This window comes from Natrinema sp. CBA1119, from assembly GCF_002572525.1.
GTDB lineage: Archaea > Halobacteriota > Halobacteria > Halobacteriales > Natrialbaceae > Natrinema.
In genome coordinates this window covers 656,453-677,178 of sequence record NZ_PDBS01000001.1, presented here as the reverse complement: position 1 = coordinate 677,178, position 20,726 = coordinate 656,453, and the positions used below count along the sequence as shown (strand labels likewise).

Sequence of the window (20,726 nt, the reverse complement as noted above, 5' to 3'; positions counted from 1 at the left end):
AATGCCCGGAAACACCAGCCCGAGTCTCGAGGATATCGACGAGATCGCTCACGAACCGAGCCAGGAGTTCGTCGAATCGACCAACGTCGCCGAGTTCATGCAGACGTACGGGATCGACGACTACGACGACCTCATCGAACGGACGACGACCGAACTCGAGGGGGAACCCGAGAGCGGCGTCGACTGGTTCTGGGACGAACTGGTCGACTACCTCGGGATCGAGTTTGACGAGGAGTACGACGAGGTCCGCGATAATAGCGACGGGCCGCAGTTCACCGACTGGTACCCCGGCGGCGAACTCAACATCGCCCACAACGTCGTCGATCGCCACGCGGCCGTCGACGAGGAGCGCCGGAACAAAGTCGCCACCATCTGGGAGGGCGAGCATGGCGAGGTCCGGGAGGTGACCTACCACGAACTCCACCGGCAAGCGAACCGGGTCGCGAACGCGCTCGAGGAACGCGGTATCGGAACGGACGATACCGTGGGGCTCTACATGCCGATGGTCCCCGAAGTCGTCTCGATCCTCTATGGCTGTTTCAAGGTCGGTGCGATCGCCGTGCCGATCTTCTCCGGATTTGGCGTCGACGCAGCCGCTACCCGGATCGCGGATTCCGAGTGTTCCGTGCTCTTTACCGGCGACGGCTTCTACCGTCGCGGCGACCCGGTCTTCCTCAAATCCGCCGCCGACGAGGCGATCGAGGAGGCCGGGCACGTCGAACACACGATCGTCTTCGACAGATTAGGGGCCAGCTCCGCGACCAGCGAACCTGAAATTCCCTGGATCGACGATCGCGACGAGTGGTGGGCCGACGCCGTCGAGAGTCAGGACGACGAGTACGAGACGAAATCGCTCGACTCGAGTCAGGAGTCGATGCTCCTCTATTCGTCGGGGACGACGGGGAAGCCGAAAGGAATTGTGCATACGCACGCGGGTGTCCAGGTCCAGTGTCCGAAGGAGGTCTACTTCGGCATGGACCTCAAGCCCGCCGACCGCTTCTTCTGGGTGTCCGATATCGGCTGGATGATGGGGCCCTGGAGTCTGATCGGGACCCACACCTTCGGCGGCACCGTCTTCATGTACGAGGGCGCGCCGGACTATCCCGACCCGGATCGGTTCTGGGAGATGATCGACCGCCACAAGCTCACCCAGTTCGGCATCTCACCGACCGCCATTCGGGCACTCCGCAAGCACGGGGACGAGTGGCTCTCCGGCCACGACCTCTCTTCGCTCCGGATCCTCGGCTCGACGGGCGAGCCCTGGGACCCCGAGTCCTGGCACTGGTTCTACGAGAACGTGGGCGGCGGCGAGTCGCCGATCATCAACATCTCCGGGGGGACCGAGATCTGCGGCTGTTTCCTGACGCCGCTGCCCACTGAACCGCTGAAACCCTGCACGCTCGGTGGCCCCGGCCTCGGCATGGACATCGACATCGTCGATCGCGAGGGGAACTCCGTCCGGGAGGACAACGAGCGGGGCTATCTCGTCGCCCGCGACTCCTGTCCGTCGATGACCAAATCGCTCTGGTCGGGCGACGAGCGCTACCTCGAGGAGTACTGGTCGACGTTCCGGGACCCGCCCATGTGGGACCACGGCGACTGGGCCCAGAAGGACGACGACGGCTTCTGGTTCCTCCACGGCCGCGCCGACGACGCCCTCAACGTGGCCGGCCGCAAGGTCGGTCCGGCGGAGGTCGAAGGCGCGCTCATCGACCACGAGGCAGTCAATCAGGCCGCCGCGATCGGCGCGCCCGACGACACCACCGGCACCGCCGTCGTCGCCTACGTCGTCCTCGAGGCGGGCGTCGAGGAAACGGACGACCTCCGCGAGGAACTGCGCGCCCAGGTCGGCGAGGAGCTGGGCAAACCGTTCCGCCCGCGCGAGGTGCTGTTCGTCGACGAGTTCCCCAAGACCCAGTCGGGCAAGATTATCCGACGGGCCATTCAGGCGGCCTACACCGGGGAAGATCTCGGCGACATGAGTAGCATCGAGAATCCGGCAGCGCTCGAGGAACTCGAGGACGCGCGGTAGTCAGCGCGGGTCGTACGGATTGGTCGCCGTCTCGAGGCGAGTGATGTCGTCGATGCGATCGAAATCGTCGTCGAACGCGTACAGATATTCGATGTCGTTGGCTTGCATATACGCGACGATGCACGCGTCGACGAACGAAAGGCCTCTGTGCCGGCGAAACAACGATTTTGTTATCGGCAACGTATCCGCTGCTGGCGAGACGATGTGGAATCTGTCGTTTTCTTCTATGCGGTCGAGAAAATCAACGGACGGATCGTGACCAGCGTACGTCGTCAGTCCGTTGAGCGTCTCTGCGAGAACGAAATCGAGTATGACGGCTTCGGGTAAGGACTGATCGTCCATCCCGCGAAGAATCGGAAGCGCGTCTTCGTATGCCCCGTCCCGACGGTAACTCGCAGTGAACAGTACCGACGTATCGACGACCGCACGCGGCATTTATTCGACTCCCCATGCGTCGTGATCCGTCGTTGCGTCAGTCTCCTCGTCACCGTCGTATCCCGTGAAATCCGCGAACGAACCGCCACGACGGTGAACGACCTCTACCCGGACCGTTCCATCGTCCTCGACGTTCCATCGAAGTCGGTCGCCGTCATCGATGTCGAGTCGCCGCCGGATTCGCGCGGGAATATTGGCCTGATTTCCGGAGACCTTGCTTTCGGCGTCGATCCGATCGGTACTCATACTCGACGGTAGGTGTCGAAGATACAAATATAGTGTAGTGGCACACTATTTGGTTGAGACCAAACGAGCGCGTCCCGTTACGTTTTACCCCCGCGGGGCCGAATCGGTCTTCAATGACTGCCCAGACCGTCCAGCAGGGCGACCTCGTGACCGTCATCGGGCTCGAGGTCCACGTCCAGCTGGAGACCGACACGAAGATCTTCTGTGGCTGTTCGACCGAGCCGAGCGACGAGCCCAACGACAACGTCTGCCCGGTCTGTCTCGGCCTGCCGGGGGCGCTGCCGGTGCTCAACGAGGGAGCCGTCGAGGCCGCCGTCAAGATCGGCAAGGCGATCGACGCCGAGATCCCCGAAGAGACCCGCTTCCACCGGAAGAACTACTACTACCCCGACCTGCCCAAGAACTTCCAGATCACCCAGTACGACGAGCCGATCTGTCAGGAGGGCGAACTCGAGATTTCCGTCGAGGGTCAGCGCCGAACCGTCGCGATCGAGCGCGCCCACCTCGAGGAGGACCCGGGAAGCCTCCAGCACGTCGGCGGCGGTGGCGGCATCGATTCGGCGGAGTACACCCTCGTCGACTACAATCGCGCGGGGACGCCGCTGATGGAAATCGTCACCGCGCCGGACTTCCGCAGTCCCGGCGAGGTGCGCGCGTTTCTGGCCGAACTCGAGGAGGTCCTCGAGTACCTGGGCGTCTTCGACGCCGAACGCGACGGCAGCCTGCGGATCGACGCCAACCTCTCGATCATCCCCGACGAAGCGATCGACGGCGACGATACCGACGAGATCGGGACGGACGCGCTCGAGGCAGCCAACCGGACCGAGGTCAAGAATATCTCGAGTCACAAGGGCGCGGAGAAGGCCCTGGCCTATGAGGAGACTCGCCAGAAGAACGCCATCCAGCGCGGGCGCGCGGTCGAACAGGAGACCCGCCACTGGGACGAGTCGCGGGGAATCACCGTCTCGATGCGCTCGAAGGAAGAGGAGAAGGACTACCGCTACTTCGAGGAGGCGGACCTCCCGCCGCTGCGGGTCTCGGACTGGAAAGACGAAATCGAGATTCCCGAACTCCCCTCGGCCCGCCGCGAGCGGTTTCAGGCGGAGTACGATCTGAGCGAGGAGGCCGCCTCGAAGCTCACCTCGACGAAACAGGTCGCGGACTTCTACGAGGACGTCGCCGGCGAGTTCGATCCCGACCTCGCCGCCACGTGGGTCGCGGACAACCTGCTGGGCGAACTCAACTACCGCGACATCGAGATCACCGAGATCGAGGGCCGCCTCGAGGAGATCAAACGGCTCGTCGAACTCGTCGCGGAGGACGAGATCACGGCGAAGAACGCCCGCGAGACGGTTCTGCGATCGATGCTGGACGACGGCCGAACGCCGGAGGAAGTCGTCGCCGAGGAGGGACTGGGCAAGACCGGCGAGGACGAAGTCCAACAGGCCGTCGTCGACGCAATCGACGAGAACCCGGACGCCGTCGACGACTACGAGTCGGGCGACGACGGCGCGATCAACTTCCTCGTCGGCCAGGTTATGCAGAAGACCGGCGGGAGCGCGGACCCCGGTGACGTGAATCAGTTGCTGCGGGCCGAACTCGAGAGCTAATTGGCGGTTTCGTGGTCACGTTCCGCTTTTGCTCTCTCGCTCAGCCTGACCAACCGACGTGCGGTGGCGCGCGCTGTCGGCTGGCCGAACGAGAGTGAGGTCAGCTGACGATATTGCGCGTGGGATGAGCGAGCGACTGCAGGGAGTGAGTGAATCGGCTGGGGAGGGCGTGGCGATTCCGTGGTGCCACGATAGCAGGATATTTCTTCTCACTCCTTTCCATCAGAACTCTCTCTATCCGCACTGTACTTGAGCAGTTACTGACGTTTTATCGAGCCGAGCGGGACCGTCCCTTCGCCTCGTCCAGTTCCGCTATCGCGCGAATTATTAGCGGACAACATGTGGGTAGCCGATATGGACCGCATCGTACTCGGAAACGAGGAGTTCGAGGGCCGGAACAACGCCTACGTCCTCGCCGACGACGACGCCGACGAACTCGCACTCGTCGATACCGGCATCGCCACCGACGACATCCGCCGAGACCTCCGCGAGGGGCTCGCCGAGCGCGGCTACGAGTTCACCGACGTCGACGACATCGTCCTCACCCACTTCCACGTCGACCACGCCGGACTGGCCGGCGAAATTCAGGCCGAAAGCGACGCGACCGTCTACGTCCACGAGGCCGACGCCCCGCTGGTCGCACAGGATCCCGCCGCCGTCGCCGCCGTCGAGGAGCGGCGTCGGGAACTCCTCGAGGAGTGGGGCGTCCCCGACGATGCACGAGCCGAACTCCTCGCCTTCTTCGAGTCCGCGGAGATCGAGGGATCACCGGCCGACCCGACCCCGATCGAGGACGGGGAGAGACTCGCGGTCGGCGGTCGAACGCTCGAGACGGTGCACGCGCCGGGACACGCGGCGGGGCTGTGCTGTTTCGAAACCGAGAGCGGCGACGAGGCGTTCGTCGGCGACGCTATCCTGCCGGTGTACACGCCGAACGTCGGCGGCGCGGACGTCCGGGTCGAGCGCCCGCTCGAGCGCTACGTCGCGACGTTGGATCGACTCATCGACCGCGACTACGAGCGGGTCTGGCCCGGCCACCGTGATCCGATCGCGGAGCCGACCGCCCGCGCCGAGGCGATCCTCGAGCACCACCGCGAGCGAACGGACACGATCCTCGCGTTTCTGGATGACCACGGCCCGGCCGACGCCTGGACGGTCAGCGCCCACCTGTTCGGCGACCTCGAGGGGATCCATATCGTCCACGGACCGGGGGAGGCCTTCGCCCATCTCGATCACCTCCGCCACGACGGCGTCGTCGCGTTCGAACGCGGCGAGTATCGACTCCTCGAGGAGCCGGCCGGGATCGAGGACGAAGTCCGTTGAACGGCAGTTGATGGCCGCTCGGGCTCGAGCGGCGCATTCCTCCGTCACCTGTTCCTCCGCGTAACTCGAGAGAGAAGTAAAACACAACACTCGTGTATAGTTCACGAGATCCTTGCTAACTTCCCTCACCTTTATTACGGGTGACTCAAAACTGGAGACTGAGAATCGGTAACTCACTGATACACAATGGCTAACGAAGATAATAATAATCTTAACTTGGGTAGGAATGGTAAGGGCACACTCGGACGCCGAACGTTTCTCGGAGCGGCCGGTGCCGGTGCCGTGACGACGACGCTGGCCGGCTGCCTCGGCGGCGTCGGCGGCGATGACGATGATGGAATATTCAAAATCGGTCACCTCGCACCGACCGGTATGGCGATGGGGGTCGGCTCGGAACGAAGTGCCGAGCTCGCCGTCGATGAAGTCGGAAAGGTCCGCGACCAGGAGATCGAACTGATCTCGGAGAACACCGAAACGGATCCGGGCGGAACGTCCGAGATCGTCGAACGGATGATCGTAGAGGACAACGTCGATCTGATCGTCGGCACGTTCTCGAGCGAGGTCACTCAGCGGATCACCGGGACCATCGCCGACGAGGACGTTCCGTTCATTATCACGGGATCAGCGGACCAGAGTACGATGGCGAACACGACCGGTGATGACTACGAACACAACAAGAATATCTTCCGAACGGGACCGATCAACTCCGAACTGCAGGCCGAAGCGATGGCCGATTACGCGGAGTTCCTCTCCGACGAACACGGCTGGAACACGTTCGGTCATCTGTCCGAGGAAGCTGCTTGGACCAAGTCGTTTCAGGAACTGCTTCCGGATGAACTCAGGAGCCGCGGATTCGATGTCCCCTACGACGATACCGTGAGCCTCAGCACGGATAATTACACGTCGATCCTGGACGATCTCGAGAGTGCAGGAGTGGACGCAGTCCTCCGTTTCTTCGCGTCCGGTGGACAGGGGAAGCTACTCAAGCCGTGGATCACGAACCGGTACCCCTTCGCAGTGGAAGGTACGCACGTCGCATCGATGAATCCGGAGTTCTGGGGACAGACGCAGGGAATTTGTCGCTTCGAGACGACGGCCCAGTCCGGCGGTGGCGGGGTTACAGATATCACTGACAAGACGCTGGAGTTCGTTGAAGCCTACGAGGACGAGTACGGTGACGATGGTGCGCCGACCAAGCCCATGTACATGGGGTTCAACACCTACGACGCGATCCACTTCTACAGCAAGGTCGCCGAAGAGGCTGGCACCATCAATTACAACGACGACCTCGACGACATCGTCGAAGCGATGCACAGTGTCGAGTACACCGGTGCTGCCGCAGAGATTTCGCTCTACGGCGAGGACTCGGATTATCCGAACGACGCCAAGGAGACACGAACCGACGGAAAGATCTCGAACTATCCGGTCACCCAGTGGCAGGCAAACGAGGACGACGAGGGTGGACATCAGGAACTCGTCTATCCCGCGGCCAATTCGTCTGGCGACCACATCGCGCCCCCCTGGATGTAGCAAGACATGCTCGATCAAATTCTATCAGTCTTGCTCCTGGGGGCAGTGGTAAGTGCGATCTATGCACTGGTCGCGATCGGATTTACGATGATATTCGGCGTTGGCGGAGTCCTGAACCTCGCCCACGGCGGGCTGATCATGTTCGGTGCATACGCCTACATGGTCCTCACCTCGTCGTCGGTTGTCGGCGCGATTGCGGTTCCGCCAGCCGCGGGGTTCGTCATCGCGGTTGTCGGTACTGCACTGGCCTCGTACGCGCTGTACGCGGGTCTCGTCAGATACATCGAAGACAACGTCGTCATCACGTTCCTCTCGACCGTGATGGTCGCGCTCCTGTTGACGAATCTCATTCACTATCGATTCGGGGCGAATCCGCAGGGGACTCCGAGCGTTCTGAGCGGCAGTCTTCATCTGGAAGGGTTCGGAACGCGAATCGGCTACATGTACATCCTCGGGTTCGTTCTCTCGTGGATTACGATCGGATTACTATGGTACTACGTCACGCAAACCGACGAAGGGCGGTCGATCCTCGCGACGTCGATGAGCGAACGCGGTGCACAGTTGACCGGTGTCAATCTGCTGTCCGTCAAGTCTCGCACGTGGCTGATTGCCGGCGCGTTCGCCGGTATCGCCGGTGTCATTCTAGGGACAGTCGAACCGACGACGCCGCAGATGTGGCTCAATCCGCTCGCGAACGCGTTCATTATCGTCGTGATCGGCGGCATCGGCAGCATCAAGGGCTCCGTCGTCGCCGCCTACCTGATCGGCTATCTCCAGCAGTTTACGACCGAGTTCATCGGACAGGGATACGTCGGAATTCCGTCACTGATCGTCCTCGTGGCGGTCTTGCTCCTCTTACCGGAGGGCCTCTACGGGAGGGAGTTCGCCCATGAGTAGCGAAACCGGCCGCCCGAGCGGAATCGCTTCCCGAATCAGCGGTGCAGCCGGCCGCGCCGGCGGCGCCGCTCTCGATCGGCTCACGACCGTCACCGGACCGATAAACCGCGCGTTGCAGCCGCTCGCCAACGTCTACAACCGTCTGATCGGCGGTTACTTCGGCGAGATGAACGGCCTGCAGTTCGTGTTGGTCATCGGCACGCTCGTCGGGCTGCTGACCGCGCCGTTCTGGGGGAATTACGCCCTCATTCAGGCGATGATCGCGGCCAGCATCTGGGCCATCCTCGCGATGGGATGGGACATTCAGAGCGGATACACCGGCTACATCAGCTTCGGTCACTCCGTTCTCTCCGGCGGTGCTGGATATACGACAGCGATGCTGATACACAACGTTAACCCGGAGTTGCCGATGCTGGTGACGATACCCGTCTCGGTGCTCGCAGCGTTGGGAATCGGGCTGCTCATCGCGTTGCCGTCGCTCCGATTGAGCGGTCCGTACTTCTCGTTGATCACGTTCGTCGCCGTGTTGATCTTCTACCGGATGATGAACCCGCTCAGCGAATACACGGGCGGTGAAACCGGTCTCGCCGGGGTCGAGAAGATCTTCGACATCACTGAACCGGTCCAGAGCTACTACCTCTTCTTGCTCCCGATGCTCGCGGTCGCAGTCGCCCTTTTGATCGTCGCACGATCGAACATCGGACTCATCCTGTTGGCGATCAGAGAGAACGAGTCAGCGGTGGAAGCCGCCGGCATCAACGCGACCAAGTTCAAGATCTGGTCGTTCATGCTCAGTTCGATCCCGATGGGGATCGGCGGCGTTCTCCTCGCACATCGATTCGGCGGCGTCGATCCCGGCTCGTTCATCGTCGTCGATAACAGCATCGAGATGATCGCGATGGCCGTCGTCGGCGGGATGGGTTCGATACTTGGCCCGCTCGGCGGCGCGTTCTTCATCATCCTGATGGAGGACATCGTGTTGCACGCGTTCGGACTCGATGCCCAGCTCCGGTGGGCGATCCTCTGGATAATCGTCCTGCTGATCCTCGTCTTCGCCCGCCAGGGCCTGTTCCGCAAACTGTGGTACGGGCTCGAGCGGCTCGGAGGTGATCGCCGATGAGCGTGCTAGAAGTCGACGGACTCACGAAGAAGTTCGGCGGCCTCGTCGCCGTCGACGACTTCTCGTTCGAGGTCGACGAGGGCGAAATCGTCGGCCTGATCGGCCCGAACGGCTCGGGCAAGTCCACGGTGTTCAACTGCATCATGGGCATCTACGGCGTCACCGAGGGGTCGATCCGGTTCAACGGTGACGACATCACCGACGATTCGACCCACCAGGTCGTCAACAAGGGACTCTCGCGAGTCTCACAGGAATCGAACCCGATCGACTCGATGTCGGTCGCCGGAAACATCAAGCTGTTCACGCTGCCGAACAGCATCGTCTCGCTGCGCGGCGGTGCCACGCAGGAGGAGATATACGACTACGCATCCCGCATCGATATCGAAGACGATCTCCAGGAAATGCCGGACGAACTACCCCACGCGGACGTTCGCCGCCTCGAGATCGCCAAGGCGCTGGCGACCGAGCCCGAGCTCCTGTTGCTTGACGAGCCCTTCGCCGGGATGAACCAGGCGGAGATCGGGGAGCTTGCCGCCCAGATCGAACGCTTCCGCGAGGAAGGCATGACGATGGTCGTCGTCGACCACAACATGGGCGGGTTGATGGAGCTCGTCGACCGCGTCGTCGTCCTCAACAACGGCGACTTCCTCGCGTCGGGAACGCCCGAGGAGATCGCCGAGGACGACGCGGTCCAGGAGGCGTATCTCGCTGGGGAGGGACTATAATGACTGATCCGATACTCGAGGTCGAGGACCTCAACGTCTACTACGGCAAGTCACACGCACTGAAAGGCGTCTCGCTGTCGATCAACGAGGGCGAAATCTACGGCGTGATCGGCCCGAATGGGGCTGGGAAGACGACCATGCTCAACGCCATCGCGGGGTTCGTCGAGTACGACGGCACGATCCGCTACGACGGAACGGATCTCGCCACCGTGAAGCCACAGCAGATCGTCAGGGACGGCCTGATCTACTGCACCGAGGATCGGGACCTGTTCCCGTACTTCTCGGTCCACGAGAATCTGTTGATGGGCGCTCAGTTCCGCACCGATCGCGACGAGGTCACAGACGACCTCGACATGGTCTACGACCTGTTCCCGCGGCTGGACGAACGCCGCGAGCAGGAGGCTGAGACCATGAGCGGCGGCGAACAGCAGATGCTCGCCGTCGGTCGCGCGCTGATGAGCGACCCCGACGTGTTGATGCTCGACGAACCGACGCTCGGGCTCGCACCGGTCATCATCCAGGACATCGGGGACGCCCTCGAGAAACTCCAGGCGGAGACGGGGCTGACGATCCTGCTCGCCGAGCAGAACTCGACGTTCGCCCTGACTCACGCCGAACGGCTCTCGCTGATCGAGACCGGCGAGATCGAGCTCTCGGGGACGCACGATGAGTTCCACGACAACGAGTACGTCCGCGAGGCGTACGTCGGCGTCCACTAAGCGACGATCTCGGTTCGCATTTTTCGGTGCCGAACTGACCGCCGGAGCCGCGGCGCTACTCGCCGGACTCGAGGCCTCCCTGAAACGCCGCGACGGCGTCGCGGAACTCGTCGGGGATTCGAGTCGGTTCCTCGGTTTCGAGATCGACAGCGACCTGCGTGACGGTGCCGTCGGCCAGGATCTCGTCGTCACCCTTCCGCGTGGCTCGATACTCGTACTCGAGACTCGCCGTTCCGATGTCGGCGACCCGCAGCTCGTTGACGATCACGTCTTCGAACGCCGCGCCGGTGTAGTAGTTCAGTTCCGTGTTGACGACGTGGATCTGCCAGCCGTCCTCGAGCATGTCGTCGTAGCCGTAGTCCACTTCTCGGAAGAACGCGGAGACGGCCTCGTCCTGAAACGTGAAGTACTCGCCGTAGAAGACGATCCCTTGCTGGTCGGTCTCGGCAAAGCGGACGCGATTCTCGAAGACGGGCCGGAAGGTGGGGCCGTCGGAGTCGCGTTCGGAATCGCTCGGAGCGTGGTCTCCCATACCGACACCGTTACCGCGACGAGCAAAACCGTACCGGCCACGGCAAGCGGTCGCGCTCCGACCACGGCCGCCGGTCAAATTGCTGTGAATGCCTGCCGACGCGGTATGTCTCGAGCTATCGGCCACGGTGCATGGTCCGAGTATCGACGGTGGTGATGATCGTCGGCGTCGGATTGCTCCTCGTCCCGATTCCACCGCTCGCGACCGGGGATACCGGTGATTCTCCTCGGTATCGGTCTTCGACTTTTCGCGAACCTGTGACGGCGAGAGTCGACGCGGAATCCAAAGGTACGGCCGGTCGAACGACCGCTATCCGTTCGGATCGCGGGGGGAGCGGGGATCGCGGGATGGGTGTGAAAGCCGTGACGGTTTCCGTTCGGCTGTCGTGACTCACGGCACGGGTGAACGAATGCCGGTCCTCCAATCGCTCATCGATAACGAACGGGTGAACGCGGCGCTCGCCTGGCCGATCGTGTGCTCGATCGCCGTCGTGGCCGTCCTGACCGCCAGCCGGGGATCGTTTCTCTGGGCTGCCCTCGCGACGGCGATCGTCGTCCTCGCGTTCGTGCCAACGATCGTTCGGTGGGATGCGCTGGTCATGCTCCCGTGGGAACTGCTGGCGCTCGCCGCTGCGCCGATCTGGGCGCGGTTGTTCGGAACGCTTCCCATCGCCGGCTTCCTCACGGTCGCGACGATCGCGTTACTGATCACTGTCGAACTCGACGCCTACACGCCGATCGAGATGTCGCCGCGCTTTGCCGTCGCGTTCGTCGTGCTCGCGACGATGGCCGTCGCCGGGCTCTGGGTGATCGCCCAGTGGCTCTCCGATACCCTCCTCGCGACGTCGTTTCTCACGACGAAGGGTGAACTGATGTGGGATCTGGTCTACGCGACCGCGTTCGGCGGGCTCGCCGCCGCGCTCTTCGTCGTGTACTTCTATCGCCACGATACCGCAAGCGTCGGTCGCCGCGAACGCTCGGGTGATCCGTCGTGACGGAAGACAGCGACACCGTTCTGGGGCTCTCCGAGCGCCGGTGCTGGCACGCCGTTCGAGTAATTCAGGGGCTGCTGGCGCTTGTCGTCGGCTACGCGCTCGTCACGGTCGATTTCGGTCTGGTCGTAAACGCCGGCATTCCGCTGGCTCTCACCTTCCTCCCCCGTCTCGTTCGTCGCGAGTTCGGCCACGAGATGGGGGGTGGACTCGCCCTCTGGATCGCGGCGGCGGCGTTGCTCCACGCGGTCGGCACGCTCGGACCCTACGAACGGTTCGGCTGGTATGACTCGGTAACGCATACGGTCTCGGCGACGCTCGTTGCCGGCGTCGGCTACGCCGTCGTCGACGCGCTCGATCAGTCCGCCGAGTCGGTCGACGTTCCCAGCGAATTCCGCTTCCTGTTCATCCTCATATTCGTCCTCGCGTTCGGCGTCCTCTGGGAGATCAGCGAGTTCGCCTCCGCCGGTCTGGCGAGCGTCGTGGGCGGCGAACCGGTGTTGGCCCAGTACGGGACGAGCGACATCGTCTTCGATCTCCTCTACAACGCGTTCGGTGCGCTGCTCGTCGCGCTGTGGGGGACCGGCTACTTCGACGGCGTCTCGAGGCTCGTCGGCCGTCGGGTCGACCGAAGCGACGGGACGTCGTGAGCGCCCCCGTCGGTGCCGGCGTCCCGGCCGCTGCCGTTGCTCCCGTCGCCGTTAGGTCCGCCACTTTAGTCGCTTCCGCTCGAGCAGCCACTATGCCCTCGCCCCCGCACGTCCTCGTCGTCGGCGGTGGTCTCGCCGGTCTCGTCGCCGCCCGTCACCTCGCCGGCGGCGGTATCGATGTCGCGCTACTCGAGCGCCGCGACACGGTCGGCGGCCGCGTCCGCACGCTCGAGTGGGACGGCTATCGATTCGATCGCGGCTTTCAGGTGCTGTTCACCGCCTATCCCGCGGTACAGCGCGAACTCGATCGCGAGGCGCTCGAGTTGCGCCGGTTCTCCCCGGGTGCCACCGTCGCCGGTCCCGACGGCCGATCGACGCTCGCGGACCCGCTCCGCGAGCCCGGAACGATCCCGTCGACGCTGTCCAATCCCTCCGTCTCCGTCGGTGACGCTCTGCGGATCGCGCGACTCTGGTGGGATCTCCGGCGAACGGATCCATCGGCGTTGTTCGCCGGCGATGACGCGACCATCGCCGAGTTCCTCCGCGAGCGTGGCTTCTCGAGGCGATTCGTCGAGGAGTTCGTCGCCCCCTTCTACGGTGGGATCACCCTCGATCGGTCGCTGTCGACCTCGAGCCGCGTCTTCGAGTACACCTTCAAGACGCTCGCAGCGGGCGAGATCGCCGTTCCCGCAGCGGGGATGGAAGCGATTCCGACGCAACTCGCCGACCGCGTTCGCGAGGTCGGCGGCCGGATCGAGACCGGGGTCACGGTCGAGTCGGTCTCGGGGGCTGCCGGAGACTCGAGCGGCGGTGGCGAGTGCGGATCGGACGCCGGCGGTGGCAAGCGCGGACCGGACGGAGGCGTCGGCGGGCGCGGATCGGACGCGAGCGTCACAGTCGAGACCGACGCCGGAAGCGTCGCGGCCGACGCGGTCGTCGTCGCGACCGATCCGCCGTCCGCTCGCGAGTTGACCGGCGTCGACGCGATCCCCACCGAAGCGCGCGGCTGTGTCACCCAGTACTACGCGCTGCCGGCTGGCTTCGACCTCGAGACGGGACGCCGGCTGCTGCTGAACGCGACCGAGCAGGGGCCCAACCACGTCGTTCCCCACAGCGCGGTTGCGCCGGAGTACGCGCCGAGCGGAACGACCCTCATCAGCGCGACCTATCTCGGCGAGCGGACGGAGCACGATGCGGAACTCGCTGCGCTAACGCGACGAACGCTCGAGTCGTGGTATCCGAATAAGGGGTTCGACGGGCTCGATGCGGTACACACTGCACGGGTTCCGTTCGCCCAGTTCGCGCAGCCGCCGGGGTTTTTCGAGGAGCTGCCCGATGTCCGCGATCCCGCGGGACCGGTCTATCTCGCCGGTGACTACACGCGGTGGTCGTCCATTCAGGGTGCCATGGAGAGCGGCCGGCAAGCCGCGAAGGCGGTCATCGACGATCTGTCGGAATGAGTCGTTTTCTCGGGTCGTGATTCGGTCTCTCGAGTCGTTCGTGCGTTCAGTAGACGTTCGAATGGTGCAGTGGCCGCTGATGGGAATGCGCAGAAGAAGTGTCCTGCTACCGTGGCAACGAGGGATCGCCACGCCCTCCCCAGCCGATTCGCTCGTTCGCTCCGCTCACTCGCTCATCCCTCGCACAATGTCGTCGGCCGCTCTCGCTAGCGCTCGTCCGGCCGACAGCGCGCGCCACGGCACGTCGATCGATCAGTCTGAGTGATACGTAGATCACTGTTACTGAACTCGTAGACGGCAATCACAACAACCGGCGCAACTCGCCCAGCGGCGGGAACCAGAGCGTTTCGCCGCTCGAGTCGTCCCTGACCGCGGGGTAGAACCCGTCGACGTTCCGGACGAGCGGCGTCTGGAAGTCGCGGCCGTCCATTCCGTTGACGGTCGAACCGGCGGCCAGCCGGGTGAATGCCGGGAGCACGAGCACGTCCGCTCCCTCGAAGGCGTCGGGACCGTAGAGGAAACACGGCCGTTTGCGCCCCTCGATCGCCAGCGCGGGGTGGTCGTGACCGACGATGTATCGCTCGGCCGTCGCGTCGGGTCGCTCGTGGCCGTGACAGACCACCGTCTCGCCGTCGGCCAGTTCGCATTCGACGGCCGTCTCGCCGCCGAAGGCCTCCTCGAGCATCGTATCGTGGTTGCCCGGCGTGACGATCAGATCGGCACCGGCGGCGTCGACCGCTTCGAGCAGCCGGTCGAGATCCCGCTCGACGCCGCGCGGGAGTCGCGAAAACGAGTGCAGGAGGTCGCCGGCGACGACGACCGTCGCCGGCTCGGTCGCCTCGAGCAATCGCTGCAGTCGCTCGCGGACGTCGCTCCCGTCGTTGATCGGGGCGTCGACGCTCGAGGCAGCCGCTTTGCCGAGGTGAACGTCCGAGAGTACGAGCGTCTCCGCGGCGGGAACGTAGACGGACCGATCGCGGACATCGAACGGGACGTCGATGTCGACGTCAGTCATCGTTCGGTTCCGATCCCGACGTGGACTCGGGATCGACATCGGGGTCGGTGACACCAGGATCGGGCGTGTCACCGGTGTCCGAAGCCGATTCGGACGTGGCGACCGCGTCTGAGCCACCGACGGGACGCGATTCCGTGCCGAGCGCGTCCGCGAGGTCGTACTCCGTGCCCGTCAGGATGTAGAGGACCTCCTCGAGGGGCTCGAAGACCTCGGGGAGGAGGCGAACGACCAGGTAGGTGATCCCCAGCAGCGCGACGATCGACAGCGACTGGGCGATGAAGTTGTGGGCGACGATGTAGGAGGTCCGGTCGGCTGGCGCGCCCATGAACTCCGTGGCGACGTAAACGAGGACATCCTGCTGGAACCAGCCCCATGGCGACGCAAGGCCGATGAAGACGTTGCGGACGAGATTCAGGAACCAGATGACCCCGATGGCGAGCGCGAACGGGACGACCTTCCGTTTGAGCGGTGCCTTGACCGACGCGATCAACCCGCCGAAGATGGCCATGCTGCCGATCCCGGTACAGGACATGATGATGTAGGTCGTCCGCCCGGTGACCGTCTCGTCGGGATCGAAGGCGAAGCGGCTCTGGTAGCCGTTCGAGCCCTCCTCGATGCCGGGGCTGTGCCCCAGCAGTTCCATCCCGAAGTGGGTCTGGGACGCGGTCGTCTCGATCAGCCAGGTGCGAACGAACGGGATCGTCTCGGCCGGCAGATAGATGAGTCCCATAAACGCGATCGCTTTCGAAAGCAAGAGCAGCGACTCGCGGCCCTGAACGAGCAGGTAGCCGGCGTAGGCACACAGCGGCAACGCGGCGACCGTCAGCAGCGTCTGGATGGGGCTCTTGACCTCGAGGTAGTAGTGGGGGGTCATCGTCAGCCAGAAGACGCCGAAGACGACCCAGGCGCCCGCGGCGAGGTATCGCGCGGGGTCGACGGCGCCGTACCACTCGAGGACCATCGCCACGACGAACGCGCCGATCGCGATCCACGCGAGCGAGTCCGCGAACGGAATGGATCCGGCGGTCGAAGCGAGGATTGTCGCAGGTCCCGTCGCAACGGGATCGGCGACCCCCGTGCTCGCGACGGTCGTCGCTGGTAGGGCCGGCATACTCACGTGAACCCGACGGACTCTCCCGCTATCAACTTGACGCCTCGGCCCGAGGGCCGCGATCGCCGCCGTCGGATCGTCCCGGACTCGACGCCGGTTCTCGCTGGACTATGCGATCGTGCGATCGCGTACCTTTTTGCCGTTCTCACGAAACACTAGCCGTATGGTCGACGTCCTCGACAACAAACGGGCCGCAACGCGGTTTCGGATCCTCGTGCAGATCGCCGAGCGACAGCCCGCGGTCAGCCAGGGGGAGATCGCCGAGGAAGTCGGCGTGACGAGCCAAGCCGTCAGCGAGTACATCCGCGATCTCGTCGACGAGGGGTTCGTCGAGAAGGAAGGCAGGTCCAGATATCGCGTCACCAACGAAGGTGTCGATTGGCTCTTTCGAACCGCGGACGACGTTCGCCGCTTTGCCGACCACGTCACCGGCGACGTTCTTGGCGCGATGAGCGAGGCCGCCTATATCGCGACCGACGACATCGACGACGGGGAGACCGTCTCGCTTTCGGTCGAGGACGGATTACTCCACGCGACTCCCGGTGATGAGGGACCGGCCACCGGCGTCGCGACCACCGACGCCGAGGCCGGTACCGACGTCGGCGTCACGAGTTTCGAGGGCGTCATGGAACTCGAGCCCGGTTCGGTGACGGTACTGCAGGTACCTGCGGTACGCACCGGTGGCAGCCGAGCGGTCGATTCGACGCTCGTCTCCGAGCACTGCGAGGACGCCGATCTCGTCGTCGCAGCCGGTGTCGAGGCAGTCGTCGCCTGCCGAGAGGTCGGAACCGATCCGGCGGTCACGTTTGCGGCCGGTGCAGTCGCCGCCGACGGCGCTGAACGCGGCCTCGAAGTGACCGCAGTTGCCACGACGAACGAGGTCGGCCGAGTCACGGACGCGCTCCGAGACGCCGACGTCTCCTACGAAGTACTCGAGGGCTGATACGGTCCGCTGTCACTGGATTGACCGACCGCCGACGGACGGGAGCGACCGCTGACGGAACTTGATCGTAACCGAGTGCAACTTCGATAGAAAGCGGGGCCGTTAGCCGATGTAGCGCAGATCGTCGTCCGTCGGCACGTCCATCTGCTGTTGCTGTTCCATCTCCTGGATCTTGCCGATGACCTCCTCCATCTCGTCGGCCCGTTCGTCCAGGGACTCGTACTCGAGGTCGAAGCCGAGCACCGCTTCGAGCACTTCGAGCACCGCTCGCGCGCTCTTGGGATCGACCAGATAACCGCTGGTTTCGCCCATCAAGCAACTCGCCTCGAAGCCGCGGCGTTCGCCCAGCCCGAGCAGGAGCCCGGAGACGCCGACGATACCCCCCGCCGGCTCGTCTTCGCGGAACTCGACGCCCGCGTCCTCGAGCGTCTCGAGCATCGATTCGTCGCTGACGGCCCCGACGACGGCGTACTCGTCGATGAGTTCGCCGGTCGGAACGCCGCCGAGTGCGTACACGTCGGTCGCGCCGAACTCCTCGGCGATATCGAGGAAGGCGTCCGTGAGCGTGTAGTGGCCGTCGTTACTCTGGGCCTGATGATCTCCGGTCAGAAGCAGCAGATCGCGACCCTCGGGAACATCGACGGCGTAGATCTCGGCACAGGTCAGTTCCGAGATGCCGTCCTCGACGCTCACCTGCGGCGGGAACTCACGGGAGTAGATGCGCCGCACGAGCGTGCTCTCGCCCTCGAGTTCCTCGAGCAAGTGCTCGACAGCGAGGGTGCCGACGTGTCCCACTCCCGGCAACCCCTCGACGAGAACGGGGTCGTCCAGTTCGACCTCGGCGACGACGTCGATCTCGAGTTCGTCCATACCGTATCAGCGGTTGCGACGTTTAAGAGCGCGTCGGTACTCGCCGTGTGGATCCGTCGGATCGAACGGCGCTGGCGCGCTGTTTACCGTCTCGGCACCGCAGTCGGGGCAGCTGTCAGAAAGGGTATACACCGGGCGGTCGTGGACCTCGCGCCACGCCGAACACACCCGGATATCGGATTTCATCGGTCCTTATTCGTCGTCAGTTCGGCGCTCGCGGTGGTACTGACCGGTCCCACCGTGGCCTTCGATCGCGGTGACCGCTCGCTGTGCGCTCTCCTCGAGGTGGGATTCGGCGGTCTTGTAGTTCGGTGCCTTCACTTTGATCCGGTACTCGGGTGCGCCGACGTAGCTCACCTCGAGATCGACCTCTTCGGGGATCTCGCCGTTGCCTTCGGCCGCTTCGAGTGCCTCGCGGATCCCGTCGACGCCGGTGTCGGTGGGGTTCGAGAGGTCGACGTAGCCGGTGACGTTGACGTACGGCACCGAGACGTTCTCGCGGGCCGTCTCGACGATCGATTCGATCTCGTCGTCGTCCAGATCGGTGTCCTCGAGCGCCGCTTCGCCGTGGATCGCGGCCTGCTTGAAGCCCTCGTAGAGCCCCCCGTGGATGGCGATCAGTTCGTTGGCGATCGCGGTGTAGTCTTCGTCCTCGATCTCCTCGCCGAAGGCCAGTTCCATCCAATTGTCGGCCTTCTGCTCGTTTTTCCACTCCTGAATCTTGTCGGAGCGCTGGTGGTCGTTGACGTCTTTGAGCGAGAGATCGATCTGCTGGGAGCTCTTGTCGACGTCGAGGACCTTGCAGACGGCGATCTGACCCTCGCGGACGTGATCGCGGACGTTTTTGATCCAGCCGCTCGCGACCTCGGAGATGTGGATCAGTCCGCGCTTGTCCTCGTACTCCTCGAGATCGACGAAGACGCCGAAGTCTTCGATTTCGTCGATCTTGCCGACGACGAGTTCGCCGGGGTCGGGCCAGCCGCTGTACTTCATCGTGACTCGACTGTTTCGAGGATCTCGTGTTCGATCTCGGCTTTGCCGCCGGTCGGTCGCACGAGCGTCGTGCCACAGACGGCACAGGCGACCTCCGAGGAGGCCTTGCCGAAGACGGTCTGTTCGTTCTCGCAGTCACTGCATCGAACGCTGTAGAAATTTCCTGCCATTGGTATCACTCCTGGAACTCGAGTCGGCCGGCGCGCCATCCCTCGCGGAGGTGGGCCTTGCCGCACTCGCTGCATCGGTATTTGAGGTCGGTCTTCTTGGTCGGCTTCTCGCCACCGGGTACCTTCGAGAACCGGCCGGAGTTCCCGATCGAGGAACTGTTCCGTCGGGTACGGCGAGCGTCCCACTTCATGCCGCTCGAGCGGCCCGTTCGGGACTTCTCGACTTCGTGTTCGTGATGTTCGTTGCAGTGCGGACAGTACGTATTGAATCGGCGTGGCATCTGCATAGTTATCTCACTTGCCGTGGCCTAAGATAGCGCCGTTTATAACCCGTTTGGTTCGCCGTCGTTCGGACGGCCAGTTGTCGTCCCAGAGGCCTCCGAAGCGTTTAATCCGCTCTCCTGTGAAGCTGAGCGCATGAAGCAGCTCATCATCCACGGGGACCCCGGGATCCGAAACGGGGCCATCGTTCGATACCAGGGAGACGACGGGGACGGGGAATCGGAGGTCGTCTGTTTCGGTATCAATCGCAACGGCGAGTACCACGGTCCCGATGAGGTCCAGCTCTGGTGTACCGTCGGTGCCGAGGACGAGTACGAGGACTACGAGAAACGGAACTTCACGCCGCACTTCCTCGACGTCGACCGCGTCGACGCCGAGGACGTCGAGGTCGTCCGAGCGAAGAGCGATCTCGCGATCTAACGGTATTCCGTCTTCGTAATGGTGCAATCGTGGGCTCGTATCCGAACGCTTTGTGACTCCTGTCAGTACCGGACGAACGAGTCGGACATGCAAATTGACTATCTAGGATTGATATCAGCGTGTTGTCTGCTTGAGACGGCGACCGGAAGATGGAAACCGGTGCCCTCGTCAGTCATCGGTACGCTCGAGATCGAACACGACGATGAGTAATTCTCTGTCAGAGGCCGTCCGAATGCGAATTCGCGCGCTCTGGTCGACGACGCGGTTCGGCCAGTTCGTCGGCGTCGGTACCGTCGGTGCGACCGTCGATAACGTGGTCCTCGTGTTACTGGTTGAGGCGACGGTTCTCGGCCCGATCGTCGCGAAGGTGCTCTCTTGGGAGCTCGGAATTGTGGTTATCTTCGCGATCAACGAACGGTGGACGTTTTCGGAGTACGGAAAGGTCGGACTTCGACCGTTAGGACGGCGGTTTCTGCGTTCGAATCTGGTCCGGCTCGGCGGGTTTCTGGTGACGCTCGCGGTACTGGCGATCCTTGTCCGCCGGTTCGACGTCTGGTACGTGGCGGCGAACGTGGTCGGGATCGGCGTCGGCTTCTTCGTCAACTACACCTGTGAGAGCCTCTACACGTGGCAGGTCCATCAGGAGTAGCGG

Annotated in this window: 24 protein-coding genes; 14 read left to right on the top strand and 10 right to left on the bottom strand. The window is 63.7% G+C overall.

All coding sequences use genetic code 11. The features are described 5' to 3' along the window. Position 1 precedes the first annotated feature (1 nt). Complete coding sequence (locus CP556_RS03250; RefSeq protein ID WP_098724314.1) at positions 2 to 2,032, top strand: AMP-binding protein; 2,031 nt, start codon at positions 2 to 4, stop codon at positions 2,030 to 2,032. On the opposite strand, the gene CP556_RS03245 is transcribed toward CP556_RS03250, so the two are convergent. Together CP556_RS03245 and CP556_RS03240 are read right to left on the bottom strand one after the other, a co-directional pair. Beyond that, positions 2,033 to 2,467 carry a type II toxin-antitoxin system VapC family toxin gene (locus CP556_RS03245; protein ID WP_098724313.1) on the bottom strand — a complete coding sequence of 145 codons (435 nt, stop codon included), beginning with the start codon at positions 2,465 to 2,467 and terminating at the stop codon, positions 2,033 to 2,035. Next, positions 2,468 to 2,713, bottom strand: a complete 246-nt coding sequence (locus CP556_RS03240) for an AbrB/MazE/SpoVT family DNA-binding domain-containing protein (protein ID WP_098724312.1) — start codon at positions 2,711 to 2,713, stop codon at positions 2,468 to 2,470. A 113-nt stretch (positions 2,714 to 2,826) separates the two neighbouring features. Between CP556_RS03240 and gatB the strand changes: the two genes are divergently transcribed. The 7 genes from gatB (at position 2,827) to CP556_RS03205 (ending at position 10,637) form a co-directional block, all read left to right on the top strand. Then, the gene (gene gatB / locus CP556_RS03235) at positions 2,827 to 4,323 is read left to right on the top strand and encodes an Asp-tRNA(Asn)/Glu-tRNA(Gln) amidotransferase subunit GatB (protein ID WP_098724311.1); all 1,497 of its coding nucleotides are present in this window, start codon (positions 2,827 to 2,829) and stop codon (positions 4,321 to 4,323) included. 354 nt (positions 4,324 to 4,677) lie between these two features. Then, a complete protein-coding gene (locus CP556_RS03230; RefSeq protein ID WP_098724310.1) occupies positions 4,678 to 5,646 on the top strand; it encodes an MBL fold metallo-hydrolase in 969 nt (322 codons plus the stop codon). Between the two features lie 282 nt (positions 5,647 to 5,928). Further along, positions 5,929 to 7,176, top strand: a complete 1,248-nt coding sequence (locus CP556_RS03225) for an ABC transporter substrate-binding protein (RefSeq protein WP_255291396.1) — start codon at positions 5,929 to 5,931, stop codon at positions 7,174 to 7,176. A gap of 6 nt (positions 7,177 to 7,182) precedes the next feature. Then, positions 7,183 to 8,073 carry a branched-chain amino acid ABC transporter permease gene (locus CP556_RS03220; RefSeq protein WP_098724309.1) on the top strand — a complete coding sequence of 297 codons (891 nt, stop codon included), beginning with the start codon at positions 7,183 to 7,185 and terminating at the stop codon, positions 8,071 to 8,073. After that, positions 8,066 to 9,193, top strand: coding sequence for a branched-chain amino acid ABC transporter permease (locus tag CP556_RS03215; protein ID WP_098724308.1), 1,128 nt, complete (start codon positions 8,066 to 8,068; stop codon positions 9,191 to 9,193). Before CP556_RS03220 ends, CP556_RS03215 begins: the two co-directional genes overlap by 8 nt. Then, complete coding sequence (locus CP556_RS03210; RefSeq protein WP_098724307.1) at positions 9,190 to 9,918, top strand: ABC transporter ATP-binding protein; 729 nt, start codon at positions 9,190 to 9,192, stop codon at positions 9,916 to 9,918. The genes CP556_RS03215 and CP556_RS03210 overlap by 4 nt, the downstream gene beginning before the upstream one ends. Next, positions 9,918 to 10,637: an ABC transporter ATP-binding protein gene (locus CP556_RS03205; RefSeq protein WP_098724306.1), complete on the top strand. Its 720-nt coding sequence runs from the start codon at positions 9,918 to 9,920 to the stop codon at positions 10,635 to 10,637. Before CP556_RS03210 ends, CP556_RS03205 begins: the two co-directional genes overlap by 1 nt. A gap of 55 nt (positions 10,638 to 10,692) precedes the next feature. On the opposite strand, the gene CP556_RS03200 is transcribed toward CP556_RS03205, so the two are convergent. Next, a complete protein-coding gene (locus tag CP556_RS03200; protein ID WP_098724305.1) occupies positions 10,693 to 11,169 on the bottom strand; it encodes an acyl-CoA thioesterase in 477 nt (158 codons plus the stop codon). 409 nt (positions 11,170 to 11,578) lie between these two features. Here CP556_RS03200 and CP556_RS03190 point away from each other — a divergent pair, with 409 nt between their 5' ends. The 3 genes from CP556_RS03190 (at position 11,579) to CP556_RS03180 (ending at position 14,270) form a co-directional block, all read left to right on the top strand. Further along, positions 11,579 to 12,163: a DUF2238 domain-containing protein gene (locus CP556_RS03190; protein ID WP_098724303.1), complete on the top strand. Its 585-nt coding sequence runs from the start codon at positions 11,579 to 11,581 to the stop codon at positions 12,161 to 12,163. Beyond that, complete coding sequence (locus tag CP556_RS03185) at positions 12,160 to 12,810, top strand: DUF2238 domain-containing protein (protein WP_098724302.1); 651 nt, start codon at positions 12,160 to 12,162, stop codon at positions 12,808 to 12,810. The genes CP556_RS03190 and CP556_RS03185 overlap by 4 nt, the downstream gene beginning before the upstream one ends. A gap of 92 nt (positions 12,811 to 12,902) precedes the next feature. Next, complete coding sequence (locus tag CP556_RS03180) at positions 12,903 to 14,270, top strand: NAD(P)/FAD-dependent oxidoreductase (RefSeq protein ID WP_098724301.1); 1,368 nt, start codon at positions 12,903 to 12,905, stop codon at positions 14,268 to 14,270. A 301-nt stretch (positions 14,271 to 14,571) separates the two neighbouring features. Here CP556_RS03180 and CP556_RS03175 read toward each other — a convergent pair whose 3' ends face one another. Both CP556_RS03175 and artA read right to left on the bottom strand, forming a co-directional pair. Continuing rightward, entirely contained in the window at positions 14,572 to 15,285 is a 714-nt protein-coding gene (locus CP556_RS03175; RefSeq protein ID WP_098724300.1) for a metallophosphoesterase, read from the bottom strand. Beyond that, positions 15,278 to 16,396 (bottom strand): archaeosortase A, encoded by a 1,119-nt coding sequence (artA, locus tag CP556_RS03170; protein ID WP_098724299.1) that lies wholly within the window; start codon positions 16,394 to 16,396, stop codon positions 15,278 to 15,280. The genes CP556_RS03175 and artA overlap by 8 nt, the downstream gene beginning before the upstream one ends. A gap of 163 nt (positions 16,397 to 16,559) precedes the next feature. On the opposite strand from artA, the gene CP556_RS03165 reads away from it, so the two are divergent. After that, entirely contained in the window at positions 16,560 to 17,339 is a 780-nt protein-coding gene (locus tag CP556_RS03165) for a DUF7839 domain-containing protein (RefSeq protein ID WP_098724298.1), read from the top strand. Positions 17,340 to 17,441: 102 nt separating this feature from the next. Here the strand turns inward: CP556_RS03165 and CP556_RS03160 are convergent, their stop codons facing one another. From CP556_RS03160 to CP556_RS03140, 5 genes are read right to left on the bottom strand one after another with little or no spacing between them, the layout of a single operon-like run. Next, complete coding sequence (locus tag CP556_RS03160) at positions 17,442 to 18,209, bottom strand: proteasome assembly chaperone family protein (RefSeq protein WP_098724297.1); 768 nt, start codon at positions 18,207 to 18,209, stop codon at positions 17,442 to 17,444. Positions 18,210 to 18,215: 6 nt separating this feature from the next. After that, positions 18,216 to 18,395: an RNA-protein complex protein Nop10 gene (locus CP556_RS03155; protein ID WP_098724296.1), complete on the bottom strand. Its 180-nt coding sequence runs from the start codon at positions 18,393 to 18,395 to the stop codon at positions 18,216 to 18,218. Positions 18,396 to 18,401: 6 nt separating this feature from the next. After that, a complete protein-coding gene (locus CP556_RS03150; protein ID WP_098724295.1) occupies positions 18,402 to 19,202 on the bottom strand; it encodes a translation initiation factor IF-2 subunit alpha in 801 nt (266 codons plus the stop codon). Beyond that, a complete protein-coding gene (locus tag CP556_RS03145; protein WP_097378458.1) occupies positions 19,199 to 19,372 on the bottom strand; it encodes a 30S ribosomal protein S27e in 174 nt (57 codons plus the stop codon). The genes CP556_RS03150 and CP556_RS03145 overlap by 4 nt, the downstream gene beginning before the upstream one ends. 5 nt (positions 19,373 to 19,377) lie before the next feature. Then, positions 19,378 to 19,659 (bottom strand): 50S ribosomal protein L44e, encoded by a 282-nt coding sequence (locus CP556_RS03140; RefSeq protein WP_098724294.1) that lies wholly within the window; start codon positions 19,657 to 19,659, stop codon positions 19,378 to 19,380. A gap of 130 nt (positions 19,660 to 19,789) precedes the next feature. Here CP556_RS03140 and CP556_RS03135 point away from each other — a divergent pair, with 130 nt between their 5' ends. Further along, positions 19,790 to 20,074 carry an HAH_0734 family protein gene (locus CP556_RS03135; protein ID WP_098724293.1) on the top strand — a complete coding sequence of 95 codons (285 nt, stop codon included), beginning with the start codon at positions 19,790 to 19,792 and terminating at the stop codon, positions 20,072 to 20,074. 202 nt (positions 20,075 to 20,276) lie between these two features. Continuing rightward, positions 20,277 to 20,723 carry a GtrA family protein gene (locus CP556_RS03130; protein ID WP_098724292.1) on the top strand — a complete coding sequence of 149 codons (447 nt, stop codon included), beginning with the start codon at positions 20,277 to 20,279 and terminating at the stop codon, positions 20,721 to 20,723. Positions 20,724 to 20,726 lie beyond the last annotated feature (3 nt).

What these genes read in the sequence shown, in the direction of transcription:
- CP556_RS03160 (WP_098724297.1), bottom strand. Translation starts at nt 18,209, where the DNA reads ATGGACGAACTCGAGATCGACGTCGTCGCCGAGGTCGAACTGGACGAC.
- CP556_RS03180 (WP_098724301.1), top strand. Translation starts at nt 12,903, where the DNA reads ATGCCCTCGCCCCCGCACGTCCTCGTCGTCGGCGGTGGTCTCGCCGGT.
- CP556_RS03215 (WP_098724308.1), top strand. Translation starts at nt 8,066, where the DNA reads ATGAGTAGCGAAACCGGCCGCCCGAGCGGAATCGCTTCCCGAATCAGC.
- CP556_RS03250 (WP_098724314.1), top strand. Translation starts at nt 2, where the DNA reads ATGCCCGGAAACACCAGCCCGAGTCTCGAGGATATCGACGAGATCGCT.
- CP556_RS03200 (WP_098724305.1), bottom strand. Translation starts at nt 11,169, where the DNA reads ATGGGAGACCACGCTCCGAGCGATTCCGAACGCGACTCCGACGGCCCC.
- artA (WP_098724299.1), bottom strand. Translation starts at nt 16,396, where the DNA reads ATGCCGGCCCTACCAGCGACGACCGTCGCGAGCACGGGGGTCGCCGAT.
- CP556_RS03240 (WP_098724312.1), bottom strand. Translation starts at nt 2,713, where the DNA reads ATGAGTACCGATCGGATCGACGCCGAAAGCAAGGTCTCCGGAAATCAG.
- CP556_RS03220 (WP_098724309.1), top strand. Translation starts at nt 7,183, where the DNA reads ATGCTCGATCAAATTCTATCAGTCTTGCTCCTGGGGGCAGTGGTAAGT.
- CP556_RS03190 (WP_098724303.1), top strand. Translation starts at nt 11,579, where the DNA reads ATGCCGGTCCTCCAATCGCTCATCGATAACGAACGGGTGAACGCGGCG.
- CP556_RS03140 (WP_098724294.1), bottom strand. Translation starts at nt 19,659, where the DNA reads ATGCAGATGCCACGCCGATTCAATACGTACTGTCCGCACTGCAACGAA.
- CP556_RS03210 (WP_098724307.1), top strand. Translation starts at nt 9,190, where the DNA reads ATGAGCGTGCTAGAAGTCGACGGACTCACGAAGAAGTTCGGCGGCCTC.
- CP556_RS03130 (WP_098724292.1), top strand. Translation starts at nt 20,277, where the DNA reads ATGAGTAATTCTCTGTCAGAGGCCGTCCGAATGCGAATTCGCGCGCTC.
- gatB (WP_098724311.1), top strand. Translation starts at nt 2,827, where the DNA reads ATGACTGCCCAGACCGTCCAGCAGGGCGACCTCGTGACCGTCATCGGG.
- CP556_RS03155 (WP_098724296.1), bottom strand. Translation starts at nt 18,395, where the DNA reads ATGAAATCCGATATCCGGGTGTGTTCGGCGTGGCGCGAGGTCCACGAC.
- CP556_RS03150 (WP_098724295.1), bottom strand. Translation starts at nt 19,202, where the DNA reads ATGAAGTACAGCGGCTGGCCCGACCCCGGCGAACTCGTCGTCGGCAAG.
- CP556_RS03145 (WP_097378458.1), bottom strand. Translation starts at nt 19,372, where the DNA reads ATGGCAGGAAATTTCTACAGCGTTCGATGCAGTGACTGCGAGAACGAA.
- CP556_RS03135 (WP_098724293.1), top strand. Translation starts at nt 19,790, where the DNA reads ATGAAGCAGCTCATCATCCACGGGGACCCCGGGATCCGAAACGGGGCC.
- CP556_RS03230 (WP_098724310.1), top strand. Translation starts at nt 4,678, where the DNA reads ATGGACCGCATCGTACTCGGAAACGAGGAGTTCGAGGGCCGGAACAAC.
- CP556_RS03245 (WP_098724313.1), bottom strand. Translation starts at nt 2,467, where the DNA reads ATGCCGCGTGCGGTCGTCGATACGTCGGTACTGTTCACTGCGAGTTAC.
- CP556_RS03205 (WP_098724306.1), top strand. Translation starts at nt 9,918, where the DNA reads ATGACTGATCCGATACTCGAGGTCGAGGACCTCAACGTCTACTACGGC.
- CP556_RS03165 (WP_098724298.1), top strand. Translation starts at nt 16,560, where the DNA reads ATGGTCGACGTCCTCGACAACAAACGGGCCGCAACGCGGTTTCGGATC.
- CP556_RS03175 (WP_098724300.1), bottom strand. Translation starts at nt 15,285, where the DNA reads ATGACTGACGTCGACATCGACGTCCCGTTCGATGTCCGCGATCGGTCC.